Annotated in this window: 23 protein-coding genes and 1 pseudogene; 16 read left to right on the top strand and 8 right to left on the bottom strand. The window is 70.4% G+C overall.

Annotated elements, in window-relative coordinates:
* Positions 1 to 70: 70 nt before the first annotated feature.
* The 7 genes from ACIA6A_RS39275 (at position 71) to ACIA6A_RS39305 (ending at position 6,577) form a co-directional block, all read left to right on the top strand.
* A complete protein-coding gene (locus ACIA6A_RS39275) occupies positions 71 to 1,612 on the top strand; it encodes a sugar ABC transporter ATP-binding protein (protein ID WP_396103208.1) in 1,542 nt (513 codons plus the stop codon).
* Entirely contained in the window at positions 1,609 to 2,634 is a 1,026-nt protein-coding gene (locus ACIA6A_RS39280; protein ID WP_396103210.1) for an ABC transporter permease, read from the top strand. Before ACIA6A_RS39275 ends, ACIA6A_RS39280 begins: the two co-directional genes overlap by 4 nt.
* Before the next feature lie 85 nt (positions 2,635 to 2,719).
* A complete protein-coding gene (gene yjfF, locus ACIA6A_RS39285; protein WP_396103212.1) occupies positions 2,720 to 3,730 on the top strand; it encodes a galactofuranose ABC transporter, permease protein YjfF in 1,011 nt (336 codons plus the stop codon).
* Between the two features lie 51 nt (positions 3,731 to 3,781).
* Positions 3,782 to 4,351, top strand: a complete 570-nt coding sequence (locus tag ACIA6A_RS39290; protein ID WP_396103213.1) for a VOC family protein — start codon at positions 3,782 to 3,784, stop codon at positions 4,349 to 4,351.
* Positions 4,348 to 5,112, top strand: a complete 765-nt coding sequence (locus ACIA6A_RS39295) for a 2-keto-4-pentenoate hydratase (protein WP_396103215.1) — start codon at positions 4,348 to 4,350, stop codon at positions 5,110 to 5,112. Before ACIA6A_RS39290 ends, ACIA6A_RS39295 begins: the two co-directional genes overlap by 4 nt.
* Before the next feature lie 37 nt (positions 5,113 to 5,149).
* Positions 5,150 to 6,100 (top strand): helix-turn-helix domain-containing protein, encoded by a 951-nt coding sequence (locus tag ACIA6A_RS39300; protein WP_396103216.1) that lies wholly within the window; start codon positions 5,150 to 5,152, stop codon positions 6,098 to 6,100.
* A 15-nt stretch (positions 6,101 to 6,115) separates the two neighbouring features.
* Positions 6,116 to 6,577, top strand: coding sequence for a cupin domain-containing protein (locus ACIA6A_RS39305; RefSeq protein WP_396103217.1), 462 nt, complete (start codon positions 6,116 to 6,118; stop codon positions 6,575 to 6,577).
* Positions 6,578 to 6,673: 96 nt separating this feature from the next.
* On the opposite strand, the gene ACIA6A_RS39310 is transcribed toward ACIA6A_RS39305, so the two are convergent.
* Positions 6,674 to 7,795, bottom strand: coding sequence for an AI-2E family transporter (locus ACIA6A_RS39310; RefSeq protein WP_396103218.1), 1,122 nt, complete (start codon positions 7,793 to 7,795; stop codon positions 6,674 to 6,676).
* Between the two features lie 567 nt (positions 7,796 to 8,362).
* Complete coding sequence (locus tag ACIA6A_RS39315; RefSeq protein WP_396103219.1) at positions 8,363 to 8,803, bottom strand: hypothetical protein; 441 nt, start codon at positions 8,801 to 8,803, stop codon at positions 8,363 to 8,365.
* 3 nt (positions 8,804 to 8,806) lie between these two features.
* On the opposite strand from ACIA6A_RS39315, the gene ACIA6A_RS39320 reads away from it, so the two are divergent.
* From ACIA6A_RS39320 to ACIA6A_RS39330, 3 genes are all read left to right on the top strand, one after another.
* A complete protein-coding gene (locus tag ACIA6A_RS39320) occupies positions 8,807 to 8,953 on the top strand; it encodes a hypothetical protein (RefSeq protein ID WP_396103221.1) in 147 nt (48 codons plus the stop codon).
* A gap of 525 nt (positions 8,954 to 9,478) precedes the next feature.
* On the top strand, positions 9,479 to 10,306 hold the full coding sequence (locus tag ACIA6A_RS39325) for an arabinan endo-1,5-alpha-L-arabinosidase (RefSeq protein WP_396103222.1): 828 nt from the start codon (positions 9,479 to 9,481) through the stop codon (positions 10,304 to 10,306).
* Positions 10,296 to 11,114: a PmoA family protein gene (locus tag ACIA6A_RS39330; RefSeq protein ID WP_396103223.1), complete on the top strand. Its 819-nt coding sequence runs from the start codon at positions 10,296 to 10,298 to the stop codon at positions 11,112 to 11,114. Before ACIA6A_RS39325 ends, ACIA6A_RS39330 begins: the two co-directional genes overlap by 11 nt.
* Here ACIA6A_RS39330 and ACIA6A_RS39335 read toward each other — a convergent pair.
* The 6 genes and pseudogenes from ACIA6A_RS39335 to ACIA6A_RS39360 form a co-directional block, all read right to left on the bottom strand.
* Complete coding sequence (locus ACIA6A_RS39335; RefSeq protein WP_396103224.1) at positions 11,014 to 12,126, bottom strand: Gfo/Idh/MocA family protein; 1,113 nt, start codon at positions 12,124 to 12,126, stop codon at positions 11,014 to 11,016. The two genes, ACIA6A_RS39330 and ACIA6A_RS39335, sit on opposite strands and share 101 nt — an antisense overlap.
* A complete protein-coding gene (locus tag ACIA6A_RS39340) occupies positions 12,123 to 12,257 on the bottom strand; it encodes a hypothetical protein (protein WP_396103225.1) in 135 nt (44 codons plus the stop codon). The genes ACIA6A_RS39335 and ACIA6A_RS39340 overlap by 4 nt, the downstream gene beginning before the upstream one ends.
* Positions 12,254 to 13,834, bottom strand: a complete 1,581-nt coding sequence (locus ACIA6A_RS39345; protein ID WP_396103226.1) for a mannitol dehydrogenase family protein — start codon at positions 13,832 to 13,834, stop codon at positions 12,254 to 12,256. The genes ACIA6A_RS39340 and ACIA6A_RS39345 overlap by 4 nt, the downstream gene beginning before the upstream one ends.
* Positions 13,831 to 15,117, bottom strand: a complete 1,287-nt coding sequence (locus ACIA6A_RS39350) for an enolase C-terminal domain-like protein (protein ID WP_396103227.1) — start codon at positions 15,115 to 15,117, stop codon at positions 13,831 to 13,833. The genes ACIA6A_RS39345 and ACIA6A_RS39350 overlap by 4 nt, the downstream gene beginning before the upstream one ends.
* Before the next feature lie 389 nt (positions 15,118 to 15,506).
* A pseudogene (gene uxaC, locus ACIA6A_RS39355) lies at positions 15,507 to 16,964 on the bottom strand (glucuronate isomerase); the annotation flags it as partial.
* Complete coding sequence (locus ACIA6A_RS39360; RefSeq protein ID WP_396103228.1) at positions 16,961 to 18,280, bottom strand: Gfo/Idh/MocA family protein; 1,320 nt, start codon at positions 18,278 to 18,280, stop codon at positions 16,961 to 16,963. The gene ACIA6A_RS39360 and the pseudogene uxaC, both read right to left, overlap by 4 nt.
* Positions 18,281 to 18,520: 240 nt before the next feature.
* On the opposite strand from ACIA6A_RS39360, the gene ACIA6A_RS39365 reads away from it, so the two are divergent.
* The 6 genes from ACIA6A_RS39365 to ACIA6A_RS39390 are packed head-to-tail and all read left to right on the top strand — an operon-like array spanning position 18,521 to position 24,835.
* Complete coding sequence (locus ACIA6A_RS39365) at positions 18,521 to 19,534, top strand: LacI family DNA-binding transcriptional regulator (RefSeq protein ID WP_396103256.1); 1,014 nt, start codon at positions 18,521 to 18,523, stop codon at positions 19,532 to 19,534.
* Between the two features lie 5 nt (positions 19,535 to 19,539).
* Positions 19,540 to 20,868 carry an ABC transporter substrate-binding protein gene (locus ACIA6A_RS39370; protein WP_396103229.1) on the top strand — a complete coding sequence of 443 codons (1,329 nt, stop codon included), beginning with the start codon at positions 19,540 to 19,542 and terminating at the stop codon, positions 20,866 to 20,868.
* 4 nt (positions 20,869 to 20,872) lie between these two features.
* The gene (locus tag ACIA6A_RS39375; RefSeq protein ID WP_396103230.1) at positions 20,873 to 21,835 is read left to right on the top strand and encodes a carbohydrate ABC transporter permease; all 963 of its coding nucleotides are present in this window, start codon (positions 20,873 to 20,875) and stop codon (positions 21,833 to 21,835) included.
* Complete coding sequence (locus tag ACIA6A_RS39380) at positions 21,835 to 22,665, top strand: carbohydrate ABC transporter permease (protein WP_396103231.1); 831 nt, start codon at positions 21,835 to 21,837, stop codon at positions 22,663 to 22,665. The genes ACIA6A_RS39375 and ACIA6A_RS39380 overlap by 1 nt, the downstream gene beginning before the upstream one ends.
* Positions 22,662 to 23,438: a hypothetical protein gene (locus ACIA6A_RS39385; RefSeq protein WP_396103233.1), complete on the top strand. Its 777-nt coding sequence runs from the start codon at positions 22,662 to 22,664 to the stop codon at positions 23,436 to 23,438. Before ACIA6A_RS39380 ends, ACIA6A_RS39385 begins: the two co-directional genes overlap by 4 nt.
* Positions 23,411 to 24,835: a GGDEF domain-containing protein gene (locus ACIA6A_RS39390; protein WP_396103234.1), complete on the top strand. Its 1,425-nt coding sequence runs from the start codon at positions 23,411 to 23,413 to the stop codon at positions 24,833 to 24,835. The genes ACIA6A_RS39385 and ACIA6A_RS39390 overlap by 28 nt, the downstream gene beginning before the upstream one ends.
* Positions 24,836 to 24,942 lie beyond the last annotated feature (107 nt).

The following is a 24,942-nucleotide window of genomic DNA, read 5'->3' on the forward strand; positions in this document are numbered from 1 at the left end:
GCATGTGTGGTCCTGTCCGGCGCGGATCGCCCTTCACGGCGGTCCGCGCCTTGTGCGAACGGAGCGAACGATGGGTGAGCGGCCACCGGTCCTCGAGATGACCGGCATCCGCAAGACCTTCCCCGGCGTCGTCGCCCTCGACGGCGTCGACCTCCGGCTCCGGCCGGGCGAGGTGCACGCCTTGATGGGGGAGAACGGTGCGGGCAAGTCGACCCTGATCAAGGTGCTGACCGGGGTGTACGGCATCGACGGCGGCGAGATAACGCTCTCCGGCACACCGGTGCGCTTCGGCGGGCCGTTGCAGGCCCAGCAGGCCGGGGTCAGCACGGTGTACCAGGAGGTCAACCTCTGCACCAACCTGTCGGTGGCGGAGAACGTCTTCATCGGCCGCGAACCGCGCTCGTTCGGCCGGATCCGCTGGGGCGAGATGCGCCGGCGGGCCGGTGAGCTGCTGGACCGCCTCGACCTGGACCTCGACGTGGCGGCCCCGCTGGGCACCTACTCCCTGGCGATCCAGCAGATGGTCGCCATCGCCCGCGCGATCGACATCGACGCCAAGGTGCTGATCCTCGACGAGCCGACCTCCAGCCTGGACGCCTCCGAGGTGGCCCAGCTGTTCGCGGTGCTGCGCCGGCTCAAGGGCGACGGCGTCGCGATCCTGTTCGTCTCGCACTTCCTCGACCAGGTCTACGAGATCGCCGACCGGATGACGGTGCTGCGCAACGGCCGCCTCGTCGGCGAGTGGCGCACCGCCGAGCTGTCCCAGGTGCAGCTCGTCACCAGGATGATCGGCAAGGAGCTCGAAGCGCTCGAGGAACTCGAGGAGCAGCCCCGGGAATCCGCGCGTGAGCTCGAACGCGGACAACCGATCATCAGGGCCGAGGGGCTGGGCCGCACCGGGGCCATCGCGCCGTTCGACCTCACCATCCACCAGGGCGAGGTGGTCGGCCTGGCCGGTCTGCTCGGCTCCGGGCGCACCGAGCTCGCGCGCCTGCTGTTCGGCGCCGACCGGCCGGACACCGGCAAGGTCGAGATCGACGGTACGGCCATCACGTTGCGTGGTCCCCGGACGGCGATGGCCAAGGGCCTCGCGTTCTCCTCCGAGAACCGTCGCACCGAGGGCGTGGTGGGCGAGCTCACCGTGCGGGAGAACATCATCCTGGCCCTGCAGGCGACCCGGGGCTGGACCCGCCCGATTCCCCGGCGCCGCCAGGACGAGCTGGTCGACAAGTACATCAAGGCCATGGACATCCGCCCGGCCGACCCCGAGATGCAGGTCCGCAACCTCAGCGGCGGCAACCAGCAGAAGGTGCTGCTCGCCCGCTGGCTGATCACCGAACCCCGGCTGCTGATCATCGACGAGCCCACCCGCGGCATCGACGTCGGCGCCAAGGCGGAGATCCAGCGCCTCATCGCCGAACTCGCCGACGGGGGCATGGCCGTGCTGTTCGTCAGCGCCGAGCTCGAGGAAGTGCTCCGGCTCAGCCACAAGATCGAGGTGCTCCGCGACCGGCATCTGGTCGAGGAGCTCGACAACACCGCCGACGACGGTACGGGCCGGGTCGACGCCGATCGCATCATGCGCACCATCGCCAGTGGAGCCACCTCATGACCTTCCTGCGGCACCGACTGTTCTGGCCCGCCGCCATCCTGGTGGTGCTGCTGGTCACGAACGTCTTCTTCGCCTCCACCTTCTTCCACATCACGGTGCTCGACGGCCACCTGTACGGATCGGTCGTCGACATCGCCCGGCGCAGCGCCCCGCTGATCCTGGTCGCCGTCGGGATGACCCTGGTGATCGCGACCGGTGGCATCGACCTGTCCGTCGGCTCGGTCATGGCCATCTCCGGCGCCCTGGCCTGCAAGCAGATCGGGGACCTGGCCAACCAGAACAGTGTCGTCGGTGTCCTGCTCGCGTGCGGGGCGGCGGTGGGCCTCGCGCTCGTGCTCGGCATCTGGAACGGGACGCTGGTGGCGGTGATCGGGATCCAGCCGATCATCGCGACGCTCATCCTGATGGTGGCCGGCCGGGGCATCGCCCAGTTGCTCACCGAGGGGCAGATCCTCAACGTGAGCTCCGGTCCGTACAAGATGATCGGCGCGGGTTACACGCTGGCCCTGCCGGTCTCGGTCCTGATCGCGGCAGCGGTCGTGGTGATCGCCGTGGTCCTGACCCGGCGCTCGGCGCTCGGCCTGCTCATCGAGGCGGTCGGCGGCAGCCCCACCGCCAGCCGGCTGGCCGGCATCCAGGCCCGCCGCCTGACCGTCATGGTGTACGTGTTCGCCGCCGTCTGCGCGGGTATCGCCGGGCTGATCTACAGCTCGAACGTCTCCAGCGCGGACAGCAACGCGGCCGGCAACCTGATCGAGCTGGACGCCATCCTCGCCGTGGTGATCGGCGGCACGGCGCTGACCGGCGGCCGGTTCTCGCTGGCCGGCACCGTCCTGGGCGCGGTGCTGATCGAGACGCTCAACGTCACCACGGTGACCGTCGGCGTCCCGGTCGAGACCACCCTGGTCTTCAAGGCCGTCGTGGTCATCGTGCTCTGTCTCGCGCAGTCCCCGACGTTCCGCGCCAAGGTGTTCAAACGGCGCACGACCACCACCCCCGCGCCTGTGGAGGTCCCGGCATGACCGCCCGCACCGAGCGGCAGATCCCGGCGCGTGCGGACGGCCCCGCAGGCGAGGGCCAGAAGGGCATGCCCAAGGAGGCGCAGTCATGACCGACGTGAAGGCACCACCCACCGCCGCGGTGGAGAAGAGCCCGCGGCGGATCTACCAGCAGAACCGGCGGCACGTCCCGGTCCTGGCCACCCTGGCGCTGCTGATCACCATGTACGCCGTCGGGGTCGCCAACTACGACGGCTTCTCCGATCTCCAGGTGCTGCTCAACGTCTTTGTCGACAACGCGTTCCTGCTGGTGGTCGCGGCCGGCATGACGTTCGTGATCCTCACCGGCGGCATCGACCTGTCCGTGGGCGCGGTGGTGGCCCTGACCACCACCGTGGCGGCCACCCTGCTGCACGCCGGATGGTCGTCGGCGATCGTGCTCCCGCTCGTACTGCTGATCGGGCCGTTGCTCGGTTTCGGTATGGGATCGGTCATCCACTTCTTCAAGGTGGAACCGTTCATCGCCACGCTGGCCGGCATGTTCCTCGCCCGCGGCCTGTCGCTGCTGATCGACCGCAACTCGATCCCGATCACCGACGGCTTCTGGACCACCATGGCCCAGCAGCGGATCCGGTTCGGCGAGGGCGTGTTCATCTCGACCAGCGTGGTGATCGCCGCGGTGGTGGTGCTGATCGGCGCGTTCGTGCTCGCCTACACCCGTTTCGGGCGCACCGTGTACGCCATCGGTGGCAACGCGGACTCGGCGCTGCTCATGGGTCTGCCGGTGGGCCGTACCCGGATCGCGGTCTACACGCTGAGCGGTTTCTGCTCGTCGCTGGGCGGGGTGCTGCTGAGTTTCTACATGCTGTCGGGATACAGCCTGAACGCCCAGGGCATGGAGCTCGACGCCATCGCCGCGGTGGTCATCGGCGGGGTCCTGCTCACCGGTGGGTCCGGCTACCTTTTCGGTACGGTGCTGGGCGTCCTCGTTCTCGGCCTGATCCAGACGATCATCGCGTTCCAGGGCACCCTGAGCACCTGGTGGACCAAGATCTTCGTGGGCACCCTGTTGTTCGCGTTCATCGTCCTGCAGCGCACGGTGACCCGGCGGAGCCGCTGACCCCTCCGGTCATAGGTTGACGCTTCAAGTATTGCCCGCTACCTTTCGACCATGAGTATCGGTCCGGTACGGCTCAACCACGCCGTCCTGTACGTCGCCGACCTGTCCCGTGCCGAACACTTCTACACCGAGGTGTTCGGCATGACGGTCGTCGCCCGCGAGCCCCGCGCCGACGCGGCGTTCCTGCGCCTGCCCCGCTCCGGCAACCACCACGACCTGGGGCTGTTCGGCGTCGGCCCGGGAGCGCCGGCCAAGCGGCGCGGTGGCATCGGGCTGTATCACCTCGCCTGGCAGGTCGACACGATCGACGAGCTCGAGCGGGCCCGCCGGATCCTCGCCGAGGCCGGCGCGTACACCGGCGAGAGCAGCCACGGCGCGACCAAGAGCGTGTACGGCGCCGACCCGGACGCCAACGAGTTCGAGATCATGTGGATGCTGCCCCGCGAGGACTGGGGAGCCTACGAGAACGCCGCCCCCGTCGACCGCCTGGACCTGCCCGCCGAGGTCCGCACCTGGACCGGTGTCGGCACCGCGGGCCGGCTGGTCCCCGGCCCAGCCCTTCCCGCCACCCGGCCGTCCGATCTTTCGTCCGGCGTGCCTGCTGCCGATGGGGTGCGGTGACGTCGGTCCGGGCTGCCGCCGACGAGCTGCGGGTGGCGCGTCTCGACCGGGTGGCGCGGGCGCCCTTCACCGACACCGACCCCTCCCTCGATGAGAGCTGGGGCTATGCCGTCCAGGACCTGGACCGCGCGCGCCGGGTCGCCGCGGGGGAGCGGGTCGTCGGGGCCAAGCTCGGGCTGACGAGCCGGGCGAAGCAGGTCACGATAGGCGTCCATCAGCCGATCGTCGGTTTCCTCACCGACGCCATGGATGCCGGTGCCGGTGCCGGGGTGCTCTCGCGAACCGGGCAGCCGCGGATCGAGCCGGAGATCGCGTTCCGGCTCGGTGCCGCCCTCGACCGGCCGCTGACGTTCGAGGACGTCGGCGACGTGGTCGACGGGGTGGCCGTGGCCATGGAGATCATCGACTCCCGTTTCGCCGGATTCCGGTTCCGGCCGGCGGACGTTCTCGCCGACAACACCAGCGCCGCCGGCTTCCTGACCGGGCCGTGGATCCCACCGGCACGGGCCGGTGACCTGGCCGCCGCCGGATGCGTGTTCTCCGTCGACGGCGAGGTCGCCGGCACTGCCACCGGCGCGGCGATCCTCGGCCATCCGCTGCGGGCCCTGGTCCACCTCGCCGAGCACCTGGCGCGCCGCGGTGAGATGCTGCCCGTCGGCTCGGTCGTGCTCGCCGGGGCCTTCACCGACGCCGTGCCGGTCCGGCCCGGTGCCACGTACCGCGTCCGGATCGACGGCTTCGGATCGCTCACCTGGAGCTAGTGCCCCGTCATCCGCCTCGCGTCGCTATCGTTGACCGGTGACCGGCAACCTCGAGACGTTCCAGGAAGAGCTGGCCGCCAGCGGGTTTCCGCCGCTGGTCAACAAGCTGGCCGGGGCCGGCTTCCGGGGCCGGATCGCCACCCGTGACCTCGGGCCGCTGCGGCTGGTCTCCCTCGACACGCCCGCGAGCGCCTGTGTCGGGCGGGAACGCGACGCCTCCGGCGGCGACATGCTCGCGGTCAAGGTGATGGCCCGCGGCCGGACGCGGATCGAGCAGGGGCGCGGCGACATCGAACTCGGCCCGGCCGACCTGGTGCTGCTCGATCCCACGCGGACGCTCCGGTTCGAGAGCACCGCGGCGGCCCACGTCACCATCCTGGTTCCGCGCCGCGAGCTCCGGATCCGGCCCGCGGAGATCGACCGGCTCATCGGCGTACGCATCGACGGCAGCCACGGTCCGGGCGCTCTTGTCTCCGTGCTGGCCCGGGGGGCGGCACGGTCGGCGACCGCCTTCCGCGAGGCGGAGGCGCTGCGGTCGGCGGCGGCCGTCGTCGAGCTGATCACGGTCGCACTGGAGTCCCGGCTGGGTGACGGACAGCCGGCCCCGGACGAGCGGCTGCGGGACCGGATCGCCGGCTACATCGAGGCCCGGCTGGCTGATCCCGAGCTGTCCCCGCCCGCCATCGCGGCGGCCCACCACATCTCCGTACGCCGGCTGCACAAGCTGTTCGAGGACCAGCCGCTCACCGTCGCGGCCCTGATCCGCCGTCGCCGCCTGGAGCGCTGCCGGGCCGAGCTGACCGGAAGCGGACGCACTGTCACCGCCGTGGCCGCCCGCTGGGGATTCCCCGACCCCACCCATTTCAGCAAGCTCTTCACGACGACGTACGGCTACAACCCCCGCGCACTGGTAACCAGCAACCGTGCACGGACGACCAGGACGCGCACAGCCGGCCAGGAACAGGATGGTGGTCACCAAAGCAGGTAACAGACAGGAGAAGTCATGGCGAAGGTGAACATCGTCCGTCCCGGTGAGGGCGAGATCCTCGGCAGCGGGGCCCAACGGATCCGGATCCTGGAGAACGGCGAGCACACCGACCACCGGCTGGGGTTCGCCGAGGTCACCATCCCGCCAGGCACCCCGAGCCCGTTGCAGCATCGCCACGCCCAGCACGACGAGGGCTTCTACGTGCTGGCCGGAACGTTCCGGTTCACCGTCGGCGAGGACCGGTACGACGCCGGCCCCGGCACCTGGGTCATCGTGCCGACCGGGGCGCCGCACACGTTCGCCAACATCGGCGACGAGAACGCGGTCATGCTGAACACGTTCACGCCGGACCTGTACGTGCAGTACTTCCGCGACTTCAAGGCCATGATCGATTCCGGGCAGCCGGTCAACGCCGAGACTATGAGACCGCTCTGGAAGAACTACGCCACCGAGATCGCGGACGAATACGCCTCGTGAGGTCTCCGTCCGCGCCCGGGCGACGCGGTACTCGGTTCCGGCATGCGGGGGCGTTCGCCGCGATGGTGACGGCCCCGCCTGCCGCAACCCCTGCGGTCAGGCCGGCTCGGCCACCCCGGGATCGTCCGGGACCGGTGGTTCCTCGACGACCGGGTCCGGGTCGCTGAGCTGGTCCTTGACGTAGTTCCAGACCACCGCGAGGATCGCCGCCACCGGTACGGCCAGCAGGCTGCCGACGATGCCCGCGAGGCTGCCGCCCAGCGTGACCGCCAGCAGGACCACCGCCGCGTGCAGGCCCAGGCCACGGCTCTGGATCATCGGCTGGAAGACGTTACCCTCGAGCTGCTGCACCGCGATGATGATGGCGAGCACGATCAGCGCGTCGGTCCAGCCGTTCGAGACCAGGGCGATGAGCACCGCCACGAAACCCGCGAACAGCGCGCCGACGATCGGCACGAACGCCGACACGAACGTCAGCACCGCCAGCGGCAGCACCAGCGGCACACCGACGATCCACAGGCCGAGACCGATGAAGACCGCGTCGAGCAGACCGACGAACGCCTGCGAACGGACGAACGCGCCGAGCGTGTCCCAGCTGCGCGCGGTCACGGCCGGCACGTCGGTGGCGAACCGGCCGGGGAGCTGCCCGGTCAGCCACGGCAGGAAACGCGGCCCGTCCTTGAGGAAGAAGAACATCAGGAACAACGCCAGTACCGTCGTGACGATCCCGTTGACGACGGTGCTCACGCCGGTCACCGCGTACGTGACGATGTCGTTGACACTGTTCTGGATCCGGGCGACCGCGGTGTCCAGGGCACTGGTGACCTGGTCGTCACCGATGTTCAGCGGCGGCCCGGAGGCCCACTCGCGCAGATGCTGGATACCCTCGACGACCCCGGTGGCAAGCTCGCCGGACTGCGACGAGACCGGCACCACGATGAGCACGATGATGCCGGCCGCGATCAGCAGGAACGCCACCGTGACGGTTGCCGCGGCCAGGGCGGGCGCCCACCCGTGCCGGCGCAGGAACCGCACCGGGGGCCAGGTCAGCGTCGTCAGCAGCAGCGCCACGACGAGCGGCCAGATGACCGACCACATCCGGCCGAGGATCCACAGCGAGACCGCCGTCATCAGCAGGACGAGCAGGACTTCCAGGGACACCCGCGCGGACGTGCGCAGCGCCTGCCTGGTCTTGGTCGGATTCAGCGTGCCAGCCATATGATTACCCTAAGGAAGCCGGTCGGCGCGGGTCACCCGCCGCGCGGGTCTGGTCCCGCTTTGCAATCAACCCGCGACGATCCACCGCTGCCGGCAGGCGTTCCCGGGGGCAGCCCTCTGCTGCCGGGCCGACGTCCAGGCGGCCGGTGGCGGGTCACGGATGACGCGATCCGGGCCCGGGTACGCTGACCCGGCAGGTCGACCCGGCGGTCGCGGCACGGGTCGCGACCGGGTGGCAGGTCCGGAAGATGCAATAGCAGAGTTCTTGGGAGGCACGTGACCGGCGGCACCGGATCGGGCCCGCAGCGTTCAGGCCCGCAGTCCCCGGACCCGTCGCATTCAGGTCCCGAGTTCCCGGGTTCATCGCCTCCGGGCGCGCAGTTCCCGGGTTCACCGCGTCCCGGCTCGCAGCTCCCGATTTCGGATTCCCCGGACGTGGCCCCCCTGGGGCCGGACCTTCCCAGCGCGGAGCCTTCGGGTGTACGGCCATCGGGGCCGGGGGCCGAGGAACCACATTCGCCAGGTCAACAGTTGTCCGACTCGTTTTCTTCATCCGACTCTTCCTCTTCAGGTGAGTCGCGTCCAGGTGGTCGAGGTTCGGGTGGCCCGGGTCCGGCTGATCAGGGTTCGGCCGGCCTTGGTCCAGGTGACCAGGACCCAGGCGGTCGGGGCCCAGGCGGCCAGGACCCAGGCGGTCGGGGCCCAGGCGGCCAGGACCCAGGCGGCCAGGACCCAGGCGGCCAGGACCCAGGCGGCCAGGACCCAGGCGGCCAGGACCCGGGTGGTCGGGGCCCGGGTGGCCAGGACCTGGGTGGCCAGGGCCCGGGTGGCCAGGGCCGGAGTGGCCAGCGCCCGGGTGGCCAGGACCCGGGCGGTCGGGGCCCAGGTGGTCGGGGCCCGGGTGATCGGGATCTTGGCGGTCGGGGCGCGGGTGGCCCTGGCTCGGGTGGGCGGGGTTCGGGGCGGCCGGTTTCGCGGCGGCGGGGGCCTCGGGGGCTGGAGCCGCACCGGATGGCGTTGGCTCTTGCCCTGGCTTCGGCCGCGCCGCCGCTGATCATTGTGCATGGGTGGAAGGCCGTGCCGGTGGCGATCGCCGGGGTGCTGTACTCGGCGTGGCTGCTCATCGGTAAGAAACTGCCGGGGCGGCGCCGGCGATAAGTGCCTGTTCAGTGATGGCGGTCAATGTTTATTCGTCATCTGGCAGAAATGATCCGGACATATTGTGTCGCTTGTTGTGAGCGGTAACAGTGTGGAATGACCAGATTCCGAGCACTCCCCGCCGCGATCATGGTTCCCCTGCTCGCGCTCGCCGCCGCTGCCAACCCGGCCGTTGCCAACCCGGCCGCTGCCAACCCGGCCGCTGCCAACCCAGCCGTTGCCAACCCAGCCGTCCCTGCCGCTGCCGCCCCCGCCGGCTCGGTCGAAGCCGCTGCCAACCTGGCCGCTGATGTCCCTGCCGCTGGCTCGGTCGCGGCTGGCTCGGTCGCCGCCAGATCGGTCGCCGCTGGCTCGGTCGCCGCCAGATCGGTCGCCGCTGGCTCGGTCGCCGCCAGATCGGTCGCCGCTGGCTCGGTCGCCGCCAGATCGGTCGCCGTCGGCTCGGCCGCTGCCGATCGGGCTGCTCTGGCCGCGTACCCGAATCCTGGGTATGTCGCCGGTGACACCGGGATCCATGATCCGGCGATGGTGAAGACGCCGGCCGGTGGGTATCTCGCGGCCTACACCGGGGCGAACATCCAGCTCAAGACGTCGGCCGACCGGACCACGTTCCGCAACGCCGGCGCCGTCTTCCCCGGCGGCGCGTCCTGGACCACCGCCTACACCGGGGGCAGCAACCAGCTGTGGGCACCCGATCTTTCGTACCGCAACGGCCGATATTACCTGTACTACTCTGCCTCGACCTTCGGCTCGAACCGGTCGGCGATCTTCCTGGCCACCAGCACCACCGGGGCGTCCGGGTCGTGGACGAACCAGGGGCTGGTGATCGAGACCTCGTCGTCCAACGATTACAACGCTATCGACCCCAATCTTTTCGTCGATCCGCAAGGGCGCTGGTGGCTGACGTTCGGGTCGTTCTGGTCCGGGATCAAAATGGTCGCGCTGAACCCGTCGACCGGGAAACGTTCGGACACCACGGTCCGGTCGCTGGCCGGGCGCGGGGGCGGGGCGATCGAGGCTCCGTACCTGACCCAGCGTGGTTCCTACTACTACCTGTGGGTGTCCTTCGACCTGTGCTGCCGCGGTGCTTCCAGTACGTACCGTGTGATGGTGGGCCGATCGACCAGCGTGACCGGTCCGTTCGTCGACCGTAACGGGGTCGCCATGACGGCCGGTGGGGGCACCGAGATGCTGGCGTCGCACGGGTCCATCCATGGCCCGGGTCATCAGGCGGTCTTCACCGACACCGACGCGGATGTGCTCGTCTACCACTATTACGCGGACAGCGGCGCGTCGTACCTTGGTATCAACCTCATCGGATACGACTCGGCGGGATGGCCCTATGTCTACTGAGCTCTCGGTCGGCGGCACACCCGTGGCCACGATCGTCGCCGACCCTCAGCTCGACATCCGTCTCGGTCCCCGGCCCTATCTGCATCCGGTCCGGACCCTCGGCGGCACCGTCGTCACCGACGCGCTCTGCGAGGATCATCCCTGGCACATGGGTGTCTCGGTGGCGATGCAGGACGTCGACGGGGTCAACTTCTGGGGCGGGCGCACCTACGTCCGCGACCAGGGTTACACCTGGCTGGACGATCACGGCCGGATCACCCCGGGCGGCGAATGGCAGGACCAGACCGGGCGAGCGCTGCTCAGCGAGAAACGACAGGTGACGGCCGCCGCGACGCAGGACGGTTGGGAGCTGACCTATGAGTACGCGCTGACGGCTCCCGCTACCCGCGATGTCACCCTCGGCAGCCCCGCCACCAACGGGCGGCCCGGGGGAGCCGGCTACGGGGGCTTCTTCTGGCGCGGCGCCCCGGTCCCCGGGGCCGAGGTGGTCGCCTGGACCGCCTCGGCCGACGGGGAGGCCGCGGTCAACGGGAGTGCCGAGCCGTGGGTCGCCGTTCGTGCCGGGAACGCGTACACCCTGGTCTTCCGGGGTCTGCGGGACGACGACCGCTGGTTCGTCCGCACGGGTGACTATGTCGGGGTGTGCGCGGCCCTGGCGTTCGAGCGGCCGCTGACCATCCGGGCCGGCACCACGCTGAGCCGGGAGATCAGGGTGTCAGTGACCGACGGTGCGGCGGGACCGCCCAGGCCACTGCGGCTTCGGAGGGCAACACCGCCGTCCGGGCCGTTGCCCGCAGCACCGCGTTGATCCCGGGGATCACCCGGACCCCGTCCCGCTCCCGCGCCTCCACCAGCACCGGTGGGGGCAGGGCGGGGTCGGTCAGCGCGGCCAGCACGGCGGTGAAGGTCAAGGTCCGGGACAACGGCGACAGCAGCGGTACGCCCGCAGCGGCGCGATGGGCGATCAGATTCTCCAGCAGATCGGTGCGCCCCTCGACCCGCCGCGGTTCGGATTCGCCGGGCAGTGCCAGGCGGTCGGTCGGGTATTCGAGGACCGCCCGCCCCGCACTGCCGTCCACGATGATCTCGCCGGCGATGAAGTCCTCCCCGGCCAGCGTCGCCGCCACGACCAGCACCAGCCCGCCGGCGAAGGTGAACCGGGCGAACGCGGTGTCGTCGACCTCGATGGGCCGGGTCCGGTAGCGTTCGATCTCGACCGACACCGGCGCCCCGGCCCCGGCCGCCGCGGCGGTCGCGAGGCTCTGCATCACCGCGTGGGCCAGCGGGTTCACCAGCACACCGTCGACCACGGCCCGCCCGCCGACGCTGCGCCGCCCGGCCCACGGCGCCCGCGCGTAGTACGAGTCGTCGCGCTGCCACGACGCGACCGCCGCGATGCCGGTCACCTTCTCCCGTGCGACCGCGTCCCAGAGCAGCCCGGCGGCCCGCGACCCGAGCGCCTGGAAGCCGACCTGGCACGCCCGGCCGGTCTCCGCCAGCACCGCCATCAGCCGATGATGCTCGTCGACCGTGCGGACCGGCGGCTTCTCCAGCAGCACGTCGGCGCCCGCACGCAGGGCGTCCTCGGCGATCGCCAGGTGCGTGTGCGGCGGCGTACAAATGATCACCACATCGGGCGCGGCCGCCGCGAGCATCTCCCGGTGACCGGTGAAGACGCGCACCCCGTCCGGCAACGGCGGATCCGGTTCGACCGGCTGCGTGTCGGCGACCGCGATCAGCCGTACGCCGTCCAGCTGAGCGATCCGCCGCCGGTGATGCTTGCCGTGCCCGTTGGCCCCGACCAGACCGACCGTGGTCATGCCGCACCCGCCACGATGGCCGCGACGCTGTGCCGGTTGGCTGCGGTCAGGGTGGCCGTGGTCATGCTGTACCGGCCTGTGGTGGCCGCGACGTCGTGCCGGTTGGCTGCGGTCAGGGTGGCCGTGGTCATGCCGCACCTGCCACGGTGGCCTCGACGCCGTGTTTGTCGAGCGCGGTCAGCCACGTGACCAGGGCTGTGCGCACGGTGTCGTCGCCGGCGAACTCGGCCGGGAAGATCTCGCGCAGACCGAGCAGGGAGTCGACCACACCGTCGGGCGTCGAGGGGCCGTCGGCGAGCCGGGCCCGGATCCGCCCGGCGAGCGGATCATCGAGCAACAACGGCCGGCCGTCATCGTCGATACCCTGCACGAAACGCATCCAAGCGGCCACGACGAGCGCCGCCCAGGTCGCCTCGGCTCCGGCGGCCCGGCGGTCCATGATGGTGTGCAGCACGCGCTGCGGCAACTTCTGCGACCCGTCCATCGCCACCTGGACCGTACGATGCCCGATCGCCGGATTCGCGAACCGTTCCAGCACCGACGCGCCGTACCCGGCCACCGTGACCCCGGCCGGCGGAACAAGGCTGGGGGCGATGTCCTCAGCGATGAGCCGGCGCATGAGCGCATCCATCCCGGGCATCGCCAGCGCCTGCGCGATGGTCTCCCGCCCGGCGACCGCACCCAGGTAGGCGAGCGCGGAATGGACCCCGTTGAGGGTACGCAGCTTCAACCGTTCCCAGGGCTGGGCATCCTCGGTGAGCACGGCCCCGGCAAGCTCCCAGGCCGGTCGCCCACCCGGGAAATCATCCTCGATGACCCACTGCCGGTACGGCTCCCCGCAGACAGCGGCCAGATCTTCGACACCCAGCGCCCCCGAAGCGACAGCCAGCGTCTCCTTCGTCGTGGCCGGCACGATCCGGTCGACCATCGTCCCGGGAAAGCTCACCTGGGTCCGCAACCACTCCCGAAACCCGCCGTCCCCCCGAAACCCCACCCCGCCCCTGCCGCCGATCCCGCCATCGCTGGTCCCGCCGCCGCTGGTCCCGCCGCCGCTGGTCCCGCTGCCGTCGGTCCTGTAACCGCTGGCCTTGTTGTCGCCGATCCCGCCATCGCTGGTCCCGCCGGCGCCACCGGTGGGGTGCCCGGCGGTGAATCCGCCGCCGAGGCGGTTGACGGTTCGTTCGATGACCGCTCGTAGGTAGCGGCCGTTCGAGGGCAGGTTGTCGCAACTGACCACGGCGATCGGTCCGGCGTCTGCGCGATAGCGAGCGATCAGTGCGCGAACGAGCAGTGACGGCATCGCCGCGCCGTCCGCGTAGCCCTTCTCGGTGATCGTCAGCGTCACCACTCGCACAGCCGGGGAGGCCAGCAGTCGTACCACCTCGTCCGGTGCGGACGGTGCGTGCAGCAAGCCGGACATCGCGGCGATCACCCGGGTGTCGCTGCCGGCCGCCGACCGGCTGGTGACGCTGAAGAGCCCGTCCTGGCCCCGGAGCGCCTCCAGCACCCCGGACGAGCTCGGTGCGACGCCGGTGATGCCCCAGTCGCCGCCGCCCGCGGCAATCGCCTCCTCGGTGTATATCGCCTGGTGGGCACGGAAGAAAGCGCCCAGCCCGAGGTGCACGATGCCGGTCGGGACCTCGCCGGGGGTGATCGCCGGGCGGCTCGCCCCGGGAAGGCGGGCGAGCGTGCCGTGGCCGAGCCTCATCGCCACACCGGGCCGTCCGGGAAGCCGAACTCGGCGATCGACTCCGGTTTGATGGTCGCGCTGTAGCCCGGTTGTTCGGGCAGGACATAACGGCCGTCGCGGGTACGGACCGGGTCGGTGAAATGTTCGTGCAGGTGATCGACGTACTCGACCATGCGTCCGTCCAGACTGGTGCCGATGCGCAGATAGTCGAAAGCGAACAGGTGCTGCACCAGTTCGCACAGTCCGACACCGCCGGCGTGCGGACAGACCGGCACCCCGAACTTGGCCGCGAGCAGGAGTTCGGCCAGGACCTCCGGCACCCCGCCGACGCGGCAGGCGTCGATCTGCAGCACCCGGACCGCATCGGCCTGCAGAAGCTGTTTGAAGATGACCCGGTTGGCGGCCACCTCGCCGGTGGCGACCCGGATCGGGTCGACGGCCCGCTGGATGCGGGCATGGCCGAGCACGTCGTCCGGGTGCGTCGGTTCCTCGATCCAGTACGGGTCCACGGCAGCGAGCCGCTGCATCCGGGTGATCGCCTCGTCGACGTCCCACACCTGGTTGGCGTCCATCATGAGCAGCGCGTCCGGGCCGATCTCGGCGCGGATGATCTCCGCCCGGCGCACGTCGTCGTCCGGGTCGCCGCCGACCTTCATCTTCATCGCGCGCCAGCCGTCGGCGTACGCGGCCCGGGCCAGCTCACGGACCTTGTCGTCGGGATAGCCGAGCCAGCCGACACTGGTCGTGTACGAAGGGAGCCCGTCGCGCCGCAGCTCGGCGAGCCGCTCGTCGAGCCCGGTGAGCCCCTTGTCGAGGATCGCGGTCGCATCCTGTGGGGTGAGCGCGTCGGTGATGTGGTGGAAGTCGACGCAGGCGACGAGTTTCTCGGTGGGGAGCTCGGCGAGGAACTGCCACAGCGGCTTCCCGGCTTCCTTGGCGTGCAGGTCCCACACGGCGTTCACGATGGCGCCGGTGGCCATGTGGATGACGCCCTTCTCCGGGCCGAGCCAGCGCAACTGGACATCCGCACTGAGCGAACGCGCAAAACCGACCGGGTCCGCCCACAGCTCGTCGAGCGTTCGGCCGTCCACATGATGAGCGAGTGCGCGCACGGCGGCACAGGTGAGCTCGTTGCCCCGTCCGTTCGTGAACGTGAACCCGGCCCCGACGTGCGGCCCGTCGGTACGAAGCTCGACATAGGTGGCCGAGTAGTCGCCGCGATTGATCGCATCCGACCCGTCGCCGGCCGCCGCGGTCGGGAAACGAACATCATGCACGTCCACACCGACAATCCGCGTCATCGTCCCACCACTCCATCCTTGTTCGCGCCGTCTGTGTTCGTCCTGCGCGTGTTCGCGCTGTCGGTGTTCGTCCTGCGCGTGTTCGCGCTGTCGGTGTTCGTCCTGCGCGTGTTCGCGCTGTCTGTGTTCGTCCTGCGCGTGTTTGCGCTGTCTGTGTTCGCGCTGTCCGTATTCGTCCTGCGCGTGTTTGCGCTGTCGGTACCCGCCCCGGGCGTGGTGGGGCCGTGCACGTGGATGCGCGATTGAGCGTTCGCGCCGACGGTCTGCACGGCTTGTTCGCTCGGCCGGGTGTTCGGGCCGCTCGGATGCTCGGCGTGCGTGGTCGGGGAGCTTGTCGTCTCTCCCGAGCGGGAGTGGGGGCCCGGTTCGGGCGGGGATGCGGTGCGGTCCAGGCGGAAGATGCGTTTGGGCAGGTGGTAGGACAGGTCGGCGATGGTCTCGGCGGCCTCGTCGAAGGGGAGTCTGTCCTGGACCACCAGGGAGGCCAGGTAGGCCGCGTCCACCCGGCGGGCCACGTCGTGGCGGACCGGGATCGAGCAGAAGGCCCGGGTGTCGTCGACGAAGCCGGCCGTGTTGTAGAAACCGGCCGAGTCCGTCACCGACTCGCGGAAGCGGCGCAGGCCGTCCGGGGTGTCGAGGAACCACCAGGGTGCGCCGAGGTACAGCGCCGGGTAGCCACCGGCCAGGGGGGCGAGTTCGCGGCTGAACGCGGTCTCGTCGAGGGTGTAGACGACCAGGCGCAGGCGTGGGTCGTTGCCGTGTTCCTCGAGCAGCGGGCGCAGCGCGTTCACGTAGTCCGTGGCCTGGGGGATGTCACCGCCGCGGTCCGGGCCGTACGTTTCGTGCAGCCAGGTGTTGTGGTTGCGCACCGCGCCGGGGTGCAGCTGCATGACCAGGCCGTCGTCCAGCGACATCCGTGCGAATTCGAGCAGCATGTGTGCACGGAACGTCTCGGCGTCGGTGGCGGTTGCTTCACCGAACACTGCTCGATTGAACAGTTCGGTGGCCTCGGCGTGGCTCAGGGATGCCGTACGCGCGGTCGGGTGGCCGTGGTCCGATGATGTCGCGCCGGCGGCGATGAACGCCTCGCGGCGCGAGCGCAGGGCGGCGAGGTAGCCGTCGTACGTGGCGGTGTCGTCGCCGGTGATCTCGCCGAGGCGGGCCAGTTTCGCCGCCCAGCCGGGGGCCTCGACGTCCACGACCTCGTCCGGGCGGAACGTGGTGATGACCCGGCCGCCGGGTCCGCCCCAGCCGTCGGCCTCGAGTTTCGAGTGCCGGGAGAGGTCGTCCAGCGGCGACTCGGTGGTGGCGAGCACCTCGATGCCGAACCGTTCGAACAGCGCGCGGGGCCGGAACGCGGGCTCGCTCAGGCGGGCCGCGATCGCGTCGTACACGTCGTCGGCGGTTCCGGAACTCAGCGGGGTCTCGATGCCGAACACGGTGGTGAAGGTGCGTTCGAGCCAGAGCCGCGACGGCGTACCGCGGAAGAGATGCCAGTTGTCGGCGAGCAGGCGCCAGATCGCCCGGCCGTCGGTCTCCACAGCCTCGCCGGCGGCAGAACCGGCGGCCGGGGAAAAGCCGCCGAAGGGAGAGACAGCGCCGGGCCGGGTGGGTACGCCCAGACGGGCCGGCGCGATGCCCTGGCTGAGCAGCATCCGGGTGACGTAGTGGTCGGGGACGATGAGCAGGTGGGCCGGGTCGGGGAACGGTTCGTCGTCGGCGAGCAGGCCGGGGTCGACGTGGCCGTGCGGGCAGAGCAGGGGGAGATCACGGACCAGCGCGTGCAGCTCGCGGGTGATGTCACGCTGCCGTGGGTCGGTGGCGAAGACGGGCTCGGGCACGGTCACCTCGGTTCGGGGGGTGCGGGGTCGAGATCGAGCAGGTCGGCGACCCGGACCGGGGTGCCGGTCCGCAGGGAGCGGTTGGCCGCCAGCCCGGTCAGCAGCGCGAGGGTGCCGTCGCGGGCGGTGGCCGAGCGGTTCATCGGGTCCTTCTCGGTGCCGAACAGGACCGCGATCATGCGGGCGTCCGCACCGCCGTGGCCACCTTTCTCGTACGGGGCCAGCGGTATCTCCCGGGCCGGCGCCCAGAACGGGTGCAGGGTGAGGCGACGGTGGCCTTGTTCGGGGTTATCGGTGACGCCGTGGATCGCCGCGCCCTTGAGCTCACCGGACGCGGCCGGGCTGACGTGGTCGCTCTCGACGACCTCGAGTTCGAGCCGGCCCTTGCTGCCGTTGACCATCACCCGGTAACCCTCCCAGGGCGAGTATGCCGTCAGGTGGTACGTCATGGTGGCGCCGGAGTCGTAGCGGGCCAGCACCGCCATGTCGTCCTCGATGGACACCCCGGGCGCGAAGACGTTGCGGTCGCGCTGGTAGCCGTCGTCCTTCTCGGCGTCGAGGTACAGCTCGCGCAGCCGGGGGTTCTCCGCCAGGTGCAGGGCGAACGGGTCGTCCTCGGCGGCCGGGCTGCCGTGGACCCGGTCGTAGTCGCGGGCGTAGCCGTGCTTGACGCCCGGCGGGCCGTAGAAGAACAGCCGGCCGGAGGCGTACACCTCCACCGGTGCGGCGCCGAGCCACCAGTTGACCAGGTCGAAGTGGTGACCGGCCTTGTGCACGAGCAGGCCGCCGGAGCGGTCCTTGTCGCGGTGCCAGCGCCGGAAGTAGTCGGCGCCGTGCCGGACGTCGAGCAGCCATTCGAAGTGGACGGACCCGATCTCGCCGATCGCCCCGGACGCGAGCAATGTGCGTACCTGTTCGTGCAGGGGGTTGAAGCGGTAGTTGAACGCGACCGTGACCTGGCGCCCGGTGCGCTCGATGGCGTCGAGGATGCTCCGGCAGCCCTCGGCGTCGACGGTCATGGGTTTCTCGGTGATGACGTCGCAGCCGGCGTCGAGAGCGGTGACGATGTGCCCGGCGTGGGTGGCGTCGACGCTGGTGACGATGAGCTGGTCGGCCCGTTCCCGATCGAGCATCGTGGCGAGTTCGTCCGCCGGGTAGGTCGGGACCGGGTCGTGGCCGGCGGCGCGCAGCCAGTCGTTGTGCACGTCCATGCGGTGCTGGTTGGTGTCGGCGAGGCCGACGAGCTGGTTGCCGGCCGTTACGGCCTGGATGAACATCTCGGCGCGGGCCCCGGTTCCGACCAGGGCGATACGTCGGGCCATGCGGACCTCCGCACTACAAACGTTTGCAGAAAAACTAGACACGTCGATGTCCCGGCGTCAATGAAATCGCGCTCGAACACACCCTTTTGTCCGCATAGGACCGTCTAAGTGCACGCTCTGAGCACTCCCCGGTCATGCTGCGGCAACAAACGGGCATTGACACTGCTGCAAACGCTTGCATTAATGGTGCGACGCAGTGACCCCCGTCACTGTGTGGATCTTCGTCAGGAGGCGGTGACCGTGCCGGCCACGATCCGCGACGTCGCCCGGGCCTCCGGGGTGCACATCTCCACCGTGTCCCGGACCTTCTCCGCACCGCACCTGGTCAACGTGGAGACCCGGACCCGGGTGCTGGCCTGTGCCGAGCAACTGGGATACCGGCCGAACCGGGCCGCCCGCGCGCTGATCACCGGCCGGACGTTCAACATCGGACTGATCATCGCGGACATCGCCAACCCGTTCTTCCCGCCGTTGATCAAGGCCGCGGAGAGCCAGGCCCGCAAGCACGACCACCACATCTTCGTCGCCGACACCAACGAGGACGCGATCGTCGAGGAGGAACTCGTCCGCGCCCTCGCGAAACAGGTCGACGGCGTGCTGCTGTGCAGTCCCCGGATGAGCAACAGCCTCATCGAACAGCTCAGCCGGGAAGTGCCACTGGTGGTGGTCAACCGTCAGATCGCCGGCCTGCCCGCGGTGGTCATGGACGTCGCACAGGGTGCCCGGCTCGCGATCGAGCACCTGACCGGCCTGGGGCACCGCACCCTCGCCCTGGCCGCCGGGCCACGCGGTTCCTGGACCAGCAAGGAGATCCGCCGGGCCGCGGCCGCCGCGGCCCGCTCCGCCGGTGCCGACCTGACGGTCACCGGTCCCAACCAGCCCACCGAGGACGGCGGCCTCGCGGTCGTCGACCAGATCCAGCGTGCGGGCGCCACCGCGGTGCTCGCCTACAACGACCTCATGGCCCTCGGGCTCATCGAAGGACTTCAGTCCCGGGGACTCCAGGTCCCGCGGGACGTCAGCGTGGTCGGCATCGACGACATCGCGCTGAGCCGTCTCACCCGGCCCAAGCTCACGACGGTGGCCACGCCCACCGCCGCGGCCGGCCGGGCCGCCGTCGACATGTTGCTCGCCTACGGCGACGACCGGCGCACCTCAGCACTCATAAACCTGCAGACCGAACTGGTCATCCGCGACTCCACCGGCCCGGTGAGAAGTCCGGCACCCGGCGTCGCCTCCCATCCCGAGGAGTAAGTGCCATGTCTCGCACCACGACCCAGCGGGGGAGCGCGCTGCCCGCGCACGCTCCCCGTACCTCCCGTCGCCGTCTGATCGCCGCCGCCCTGGTCCTCCCGTTGCTGCTCGGCGGGGCCGCCGCCTGCGGTGGCGACGACAGCGACGACGGCAAGATCGAGCTGAACGTCTTCTGGTGGGGTGCGGAGGCCCGCGCCGGACTCACCGAGAAGGCGCTCGCGCTCTACGAGTCCAAGCACCCCGGCGTCACGTTCAAGAAGACCTGGCAGGCCAACCAGGGCTACTTCGACAAGCTCGCGACGCTCACCGCCGGTGGCAACGCCCCCGACCTGTTCCAGATCGACGACAACTACATCGCGGAGTACGCGTCCCGCAACGTCACGCTCGACCTGACGCCGTACAAGGAGGACGGGCGCCTCGACGTGTCGAAGTTCCCGGAAAGTCTCTGGAAGTACGGCGTGGTCGACGGCAAACTCGCCGGCGTCGCGTTCGGGGAGAACACCCAGGGCCTGGTCTACAACAAGACGCTGCTGGAGAAGTTCAAGCTGCCCGAGCCGAAGACCGGGCAGACCTGGGCCGAGCACATCGCCTGGGCGGAGAACGTCACGAAGGTCACCAAGACCCCGGGCACCCAGGACCCCAGCGGCAGCTACCAGGCGTTCTGGGTGTGGCTGCGCCAGCAGGGCAAGGACCTGTACAACGGCAAGGAACTCGGCTTCACCGCGCAGGACGTGACCGCGTGGTTCGAGCTGTGGAAGGGCGCCCGGGACCGCGGGGCCACCCCGACCGCCGACGTCATCCACGAGGGCAACGCCACCGACATCAGCAAGCAGCTGGTCGTCACCGGCAAGGCCGGCACGTCGTGGGTCTGGGCCAACCAGATGCCGGAACTGAAGAAGAACACCAAGGACGAGCTCGGCGTGGTCGCGTTCCCCGGCGACCCCAGCGCCCAGTGGGCCCGCGCCTCGATGTACCTCTCGGTCTTCCGGGGCAGCAAGCACAAGGACACCGCCGTCGACGTCGCCAACTTCCTGGCCAACGACCCCGAGGCCGGCAAGATCCTGGGTACGGACCGGGGGCTCCCGTCCAACCTCGACATCCGCAAGCAGGTGGCCGACACGGTCACCGACCCGGCGATGAAGCAGTCCATCGCCGTCGAGGCGGAACTCGTGCCCAAGTTCGGCCCGGCGCCGGCCGTCCCGCTGCCCGGGCACAGCAAGGTGAAGACCGAGCTCGTGAAGGCCGCCGAGGAGGCCCAGTACGGCCGGCAGACCCCGGCCGAGGCGGGCGCCGCGTACTTCGCCGCCGCCAAGTCGGCGATCGGCCAGGGCTGACCGGATGGCCGTCATGAGTCCGGCGCCACCCCGGGAGCCCGCCGTCGACCGGCGGGCCCCCGGGCGCACCCGGCGCCGCGAGAACCTCCCCGGATACCTGTTCCTCAGCCCGTGGCTGATCGGGCTGATGGCCATCACGGCGATCCCGATGCTGCTCTCGCTGTACCTGAGCTTCACCGACTACGACGTGCTCGTGCCGCTGTCCGAGGCCAACTGGGTCGGCTGGGACAACTACGAGCGGATGTTCACCGCGGACGACTCGTTCTGGCATTCCGTACGCGTCACGGTGACGTTCGCCCTGGTGGCCGTGCCGCTGAAGCTCGCCGCCGCGCTCGGCGTGGCCATGCTGCTCAACCGCGCGTTCCGCGGGGTGGGGTTGTTCCGCGGGCTGTTCTACCTGCCGTCGCTGCTCGGCGGCAGCGTCGCGGTCGCCATCGTCTGGGTCAGCATGTTCAACCGCGACGGCTCGTTCAACTCGTTCCTCGCCCTGTTCGGCATCGAGGGCGCGCCCTGGGTGAGCGACCCGAAATGGGCGCTGCAGACGCTGATGCTGCTGGCGATCTGGCAGTTCGGCGCCCCGATGATCATCTTCCTGGCGGGGCTCAAGCAGGTGCCGGTCGAACTGTACGAGGCGGCCTCCGTCGACGGTGCCGGCGCGTGGCGCCAGTTCGCGCACATCACGCTGCCGATGCTGTCACCGGTCATCTTCTTCAACCTGGTCCTGGAGACCATCCACGGATTCCAGGGCTTCACCTCGGCGTTCGTACTGAGCAACGGTACGGGCGGACCGGTCGACTCCACCCTCATGTACACGCTCAACCTCTACATCAACGGCTTCGTGGAGCTGCACATGGGTTACGCGTCCGCGATGGCGTGGGTGTTCCTGCTCGTGATCGGGATCGTCACCGCGGTGATCTTCCGGACCGGCCGGTTCTGGGTCCACTACTCCGACAGCGAGGGCAGCTGATGCGTCGCTGGCTCCGGCTCGCCGTACTCCTGCTGATCGTGGGGGTGGTGCTCTATCCGCTGATCTGGATGATCGGCACCGCGTTCAAGTCACCCGAGGAGATCGCCGGCAACATCGGGCTGATCCCGGAGAAGTTCACCCCGGGCAACTTCACCGGGGGCTGGCAGAAGTTCGACATCAGCTTCGGGCGGTTCTTCCTGAACAGTGCCATGGTGGCCGGCCTGACCGTGGTCGGCAACGTGGTGTCGTGCCTGCTCGCCGCGTACGCGCTGGGCCGGCTGAAGTTCCGCGGCCGGGGCCTGTGGTTCGCGATCATGATCGGCACGCTGCTGCTGCCCGGCCACGTACTGATCATCCCGCAGTACATCCTGTTCAAGACGCTCGGCTGGGTCGGCGGCGACTGGCCGTACCTCCCGCTGCTGGTGCCGCACTTCCTGGCCACCGAGGCGTTCTTCGTGTTCCTGATGGTGCAGTTCATGCGCGGGATCCCGCGTGAGCTGGACGAGGCGGCGACCATCGACGGCGCGTCCCCGTACAAGATCTTCCAGCATGTGATCCTGCCGCTGAGCCGGCCCGCGCTGGTGACCACCGCGATCTTCTCGTTCATCTGGACCTGGAACGACTTCTTCCGGCAGCTCGTCTACCTGTCCGACCTGCGCGACTACACCGTCCCGGTGGCGCTGACCCTGTTCATCGACTCGACCAGCGAGAGCTCGGTCGGGCCGATGTTCGCGATGTCGCTGTTGTCGCTGGTGCCGGTGTTCCTGTTCTTCGTCGCGTTCCAGCGGATGCTGGTCGAGGGCATCAACACCAGCGGGCTGAAAGGATGACGACGGCGGACGTGACGCACCGCGGCTGGCGGTCCACCGTCAGCGCGGCGGCCGACCTGGCCCTGCTGGGCGTCCTGGTGACGGGGGCGGCGCTGCCCCTGGTGACGGCGGGCGCCGCGGTCACCACCGGCAGCGCCGCCGTGCGCCACCACCTCGACCACGACGCGTGGCCGTCCTTGCGCTTCCTCTGGGACACGTTCCGGCGGTCCCTGCTGCCCGGTCTGGCCGGGTCGGCGCTGCTCGCGGTGGTGGCGTTGCTCGTGGTGGCGGAGGTGCTCGCGGTCCGCGCCGGGGTTGTGCCGGGTGGATGGCCGCTGGCCGCGGCGCTGCTGGTCACGGCCGGGCTCGCCGCCGGCTTCGCGGGACTCGTCGTGGTGGCGGCCCCGGAGGGTACGCCGTGGGCGCGGGCCTTCTCGCTCGCTCGCGCCCGGCCGGGGCAGCTCGTGGCCGCCGCCGGCGTGGTGGTGCTCGTGGTGTTCCTGGTGGCCCTGGTGCACCCGGTGCTCACCCCCGTCCTGGTCGGATACGGCCTGTTCGCCCTGCACGTGGTGGCCCGGCACGGCAGTGTCCGGCACGGCAGTGTCCGGCACGGCAGTGTTCGGTCCGGCGGGGTTCGGTCCGGCGGGGTTCGGTCCGGCAGTGTCCGGCCCGGCAGTGTCCGGCCCGGCGGGGTTCGGTCCGGCACAACCGGCGGCGCCCCGTCCGGTGACCCGGTTCGCAACCCGGCGGTCCCAGGATCGACGATGTGCCCACCGTCGCAGTCCGTTACCTGATCGCCGGGGCCGTCCTCATGGCCGGCCACCAGCTGGCCGGTCCCGGCTTGACGCAGAACGTGCTCTACTGCGTCGGTACGGCCGGTTCGGCGGTCGCGGTGCTCGCCGGCGTCCGCATCCACCGGCCGGTCACCCGGCTGCCGTGGCTGCTGATCGCCGCCGCCGTGGGGATCTCCGCGGTCGGCGACGTGTTCTACACGGTGTTCCCCGACGTGCTGGGCTCGGCGGTGAACGCGCTGTACCTGGCCCGGTTCCCGCTGACCGCGGCCGGTCTCTGGCTGCTGATCCGGCGCCGCACCCCGGGCTGGGACGCCCCCGCGATCATCGACGCCACCATCGTGTCCGTCGCGGTCGGCCTGGTCAGCTGGGTCTTCGTGATCGCCCCGGTCGCCCACGCCGCGGACAGCGTGTCGCTGGCGCTGCAGTCCGCCGCGTACCCGGTGGGTGATCTGCTCCTGCTGGTCCTCGGCGCCCGCCTGCTGCTGGGCGGTGGCGGCGGCAGTCGTTCCCTGGGGCTGCTCGGTGTCTACCTGGCCATCTTCTGCGTCGCCGACAGCGGGTACACGATCCGGGTCCTGCAGGGCCACTACGAGTTCGGCGGCACCCTGGAACTCTGCTGGATCGGCGCCTCGGTGCTGCTCGGCCTCGCCGCCCTGCACCCTTCCATGGTCACCCTCGGCGAGCCCACCCGGGCCGCCGCCCCGATCGCCTCCACCGGCCGGCTGGCCGTGCTCGCACTGGCCTCGCTGCTCGCCCCGGCCACCCTGGTGGTCCAGGAACTGCGCGGTGCCGACCTGCACGTACTCCTCGTCGCGGGCAGCTGCGCCGGCCTGTTCCTGCTGGTCGTCGCCCGGCTGGGCAACCTCGTCCGGGAACACCGCCGCGCTGCCATCACCGACGCGCTGACCGGCCTGTACACCCGGCGCTACTTCAACGAGGCGCTGGCCACCGAACAGGCCAGGACCCAGCGCACCGGCGAACCGCTGTCGCTCGTGCTGGTCGACGTCGACCACTTCAAGATCGTCAACGACACGTACGGGCACACGGCCGGCGACCACGTCCTCGTCGAGGTGGCCACGCGTCTACGGGCCTCGGTGCGCGCCGGTGACGTCGTCGCCCGCTACGGCGGCGAGGAATTCGCGGTCCTGCTGCCCCGCACCACCCCGGCGGACGCGGCGGCGGTGGCCGAACGCCTGCGCGCGGTCATCGCGGCGACGACGATGGCGATCGGCGCGGTGACCGTCCCGGTGACGGTCTCGGGCGGTCTCGCGGGCCTCCCGGACGACGCCACCTCGGCGGACGACCTGATCCTGAAAGCGGACCGCCTCCTGTACGACAGCAAGGAATCCGGCCGCAACCTGGTCACCGCGGCAGCCGGTGCCCTGCCCCGTACCTGACCGGCGCCGCCCTTGGCCTGGTTGCGCGGCGCGGTCCGTCTGGCCGCCCGGCCGTTTGGCCGCCCGGCCGTTTGGCCGCCCGGCCGTTTGGCCGCCCGGCCGTTTGG

The sequence above is a fragment of the Actinoplanes sp. NPDC051494 genome, assembly GCF_044454705.1.
Classification (GTDB): domain Bacteria; phylum Actinomycetota; class Actinomycetes; order Mycobacteriales; family Micromonosporaceae; genus Actinoplanes.

Coding starts and splice junctions, on each gene's coding strand:
- ACIA6A_RS39275 (WP_396103208.1), top strand. CDS start 71: ATGGGTGAGCGGCCACCGGTCCTCGAGATGACCGGCATCCGCAAGACC.
- ACIA6A_RS39280 (WP_396103210.1), top strand. CDS start 1,609: ATGACCTTCCTGCGGCACCGACTGTTCTGGCCCGCCGCCATCCTGGTG.
- yjfF (WP_396103212.1), top strand. CDS start 2,720: ATGACCGACGTGAAGGCACCACCCACCGCCGCGGTGGAGAAGAGCCCG.
- ACIA6A_RS39290 (WP_396103213.1), top strand. CDS start 3,782: ATGAGTATCGGTCCGGTACGGCTCAACCACGCCGTCCTGTACGTCGCC.
- ACIA6A_RS39305 (WP_396103217.1), top strand. CDS start 6,116: ATGGCGAAGGTGAACATCGTCCGTCCCGGTGAGGGCGAGATCCTCGGC.
- ACIA6A_RS39310 (WP_396103218.1), bottom strand. CDS start 7,795: ATGGCTGGCACGCTGAATCCGACCAAGACCAGGCAGGCGCTGCGCACG.
- ACIA6A_RS39320 (WP_396103221.1), top strand. CDS start 8,807: ATGGCGTTGGCTCTTGCCCTGGCTTCGGCCGCGCCGCCGCTGATCATT.
- ACIA6A_RS39325 (WP_396103222.1), top strand. CDS start 9,479: ATGGTGAAGACGCCGGCCGGTGGGTATCTCGCGGCCTACACCGGGGCG.
- ACIA6A_RS39330 (WP_396103223.1), top strand. CDS start 10,296: ATGTCTACTGAGCTCTCGGTCGGCGGCACACCCGTGGCCACGATCGTC.
- ACIA6A_RS39335 (WP_396103224.1), bottom strand. CDS start 12,126: ATGACCACGGTCGGTCTGGTCGGGGCCAACGGGCACGGCAAGCATCAC.
- ACIA6A_RS39340 (WP_396103225.1), bottom strand. CDS start 12,257: ATGACCACGGCCACCCTGACCGCAGCCAACCGGCACGACGTCGCGGCC.
- ACIA6A_RS39345 (WP_396103226.1), bottom strand. CDS start 13,834: ATGAGGCTCGGCCACGGCACGCTCGCCCGCCTTCCCGGGGCGAGCCGC.
- ACIA6A_RS39350 (WP_396103227.1), bottom strand. CDS start 15,117: ATGACGCGGATTGTCGGTGTGGACGTGCATGATGTTCGTTTCCCGACC.
- ACIA6A_RS39360 (WP_396103228.1), bottom strand. CDS start 18,280: ATGGCCCGACGTATCGCCCTGGTCGGAACCGGGGCCCGCGCCGAGATG.
- ACIA6A_RS39370 (WP_396103229.1), top strand. CDS start 19,540: ATGTCTCGCACCACGACCCAGCGGGGGAGCGCGCTGCCCGCGCACGCT.
- ACIA6A_RS39375 (WP_396103230.1), top strand. CDS start 20,873: ATGGCCGTCATGAGTCCGGCGCCACCCCGGGAGCCCGCCGTCGACCGG.
- ACIA6A_RS39380 (WP_396103231.1), top strand. CDS start 21,835: ATGCGTCGCTGGCTCCGGCTCGCCGTACTCCTGCTGATCGTGGGGGTG.
- ACIA6A_RS39385 (WP_396103233.1), top strand. CDS start 22,662: ATGACGACGGCGGACGTGACGCACCGCGGCTGGCGGTCCACCGTCAGC.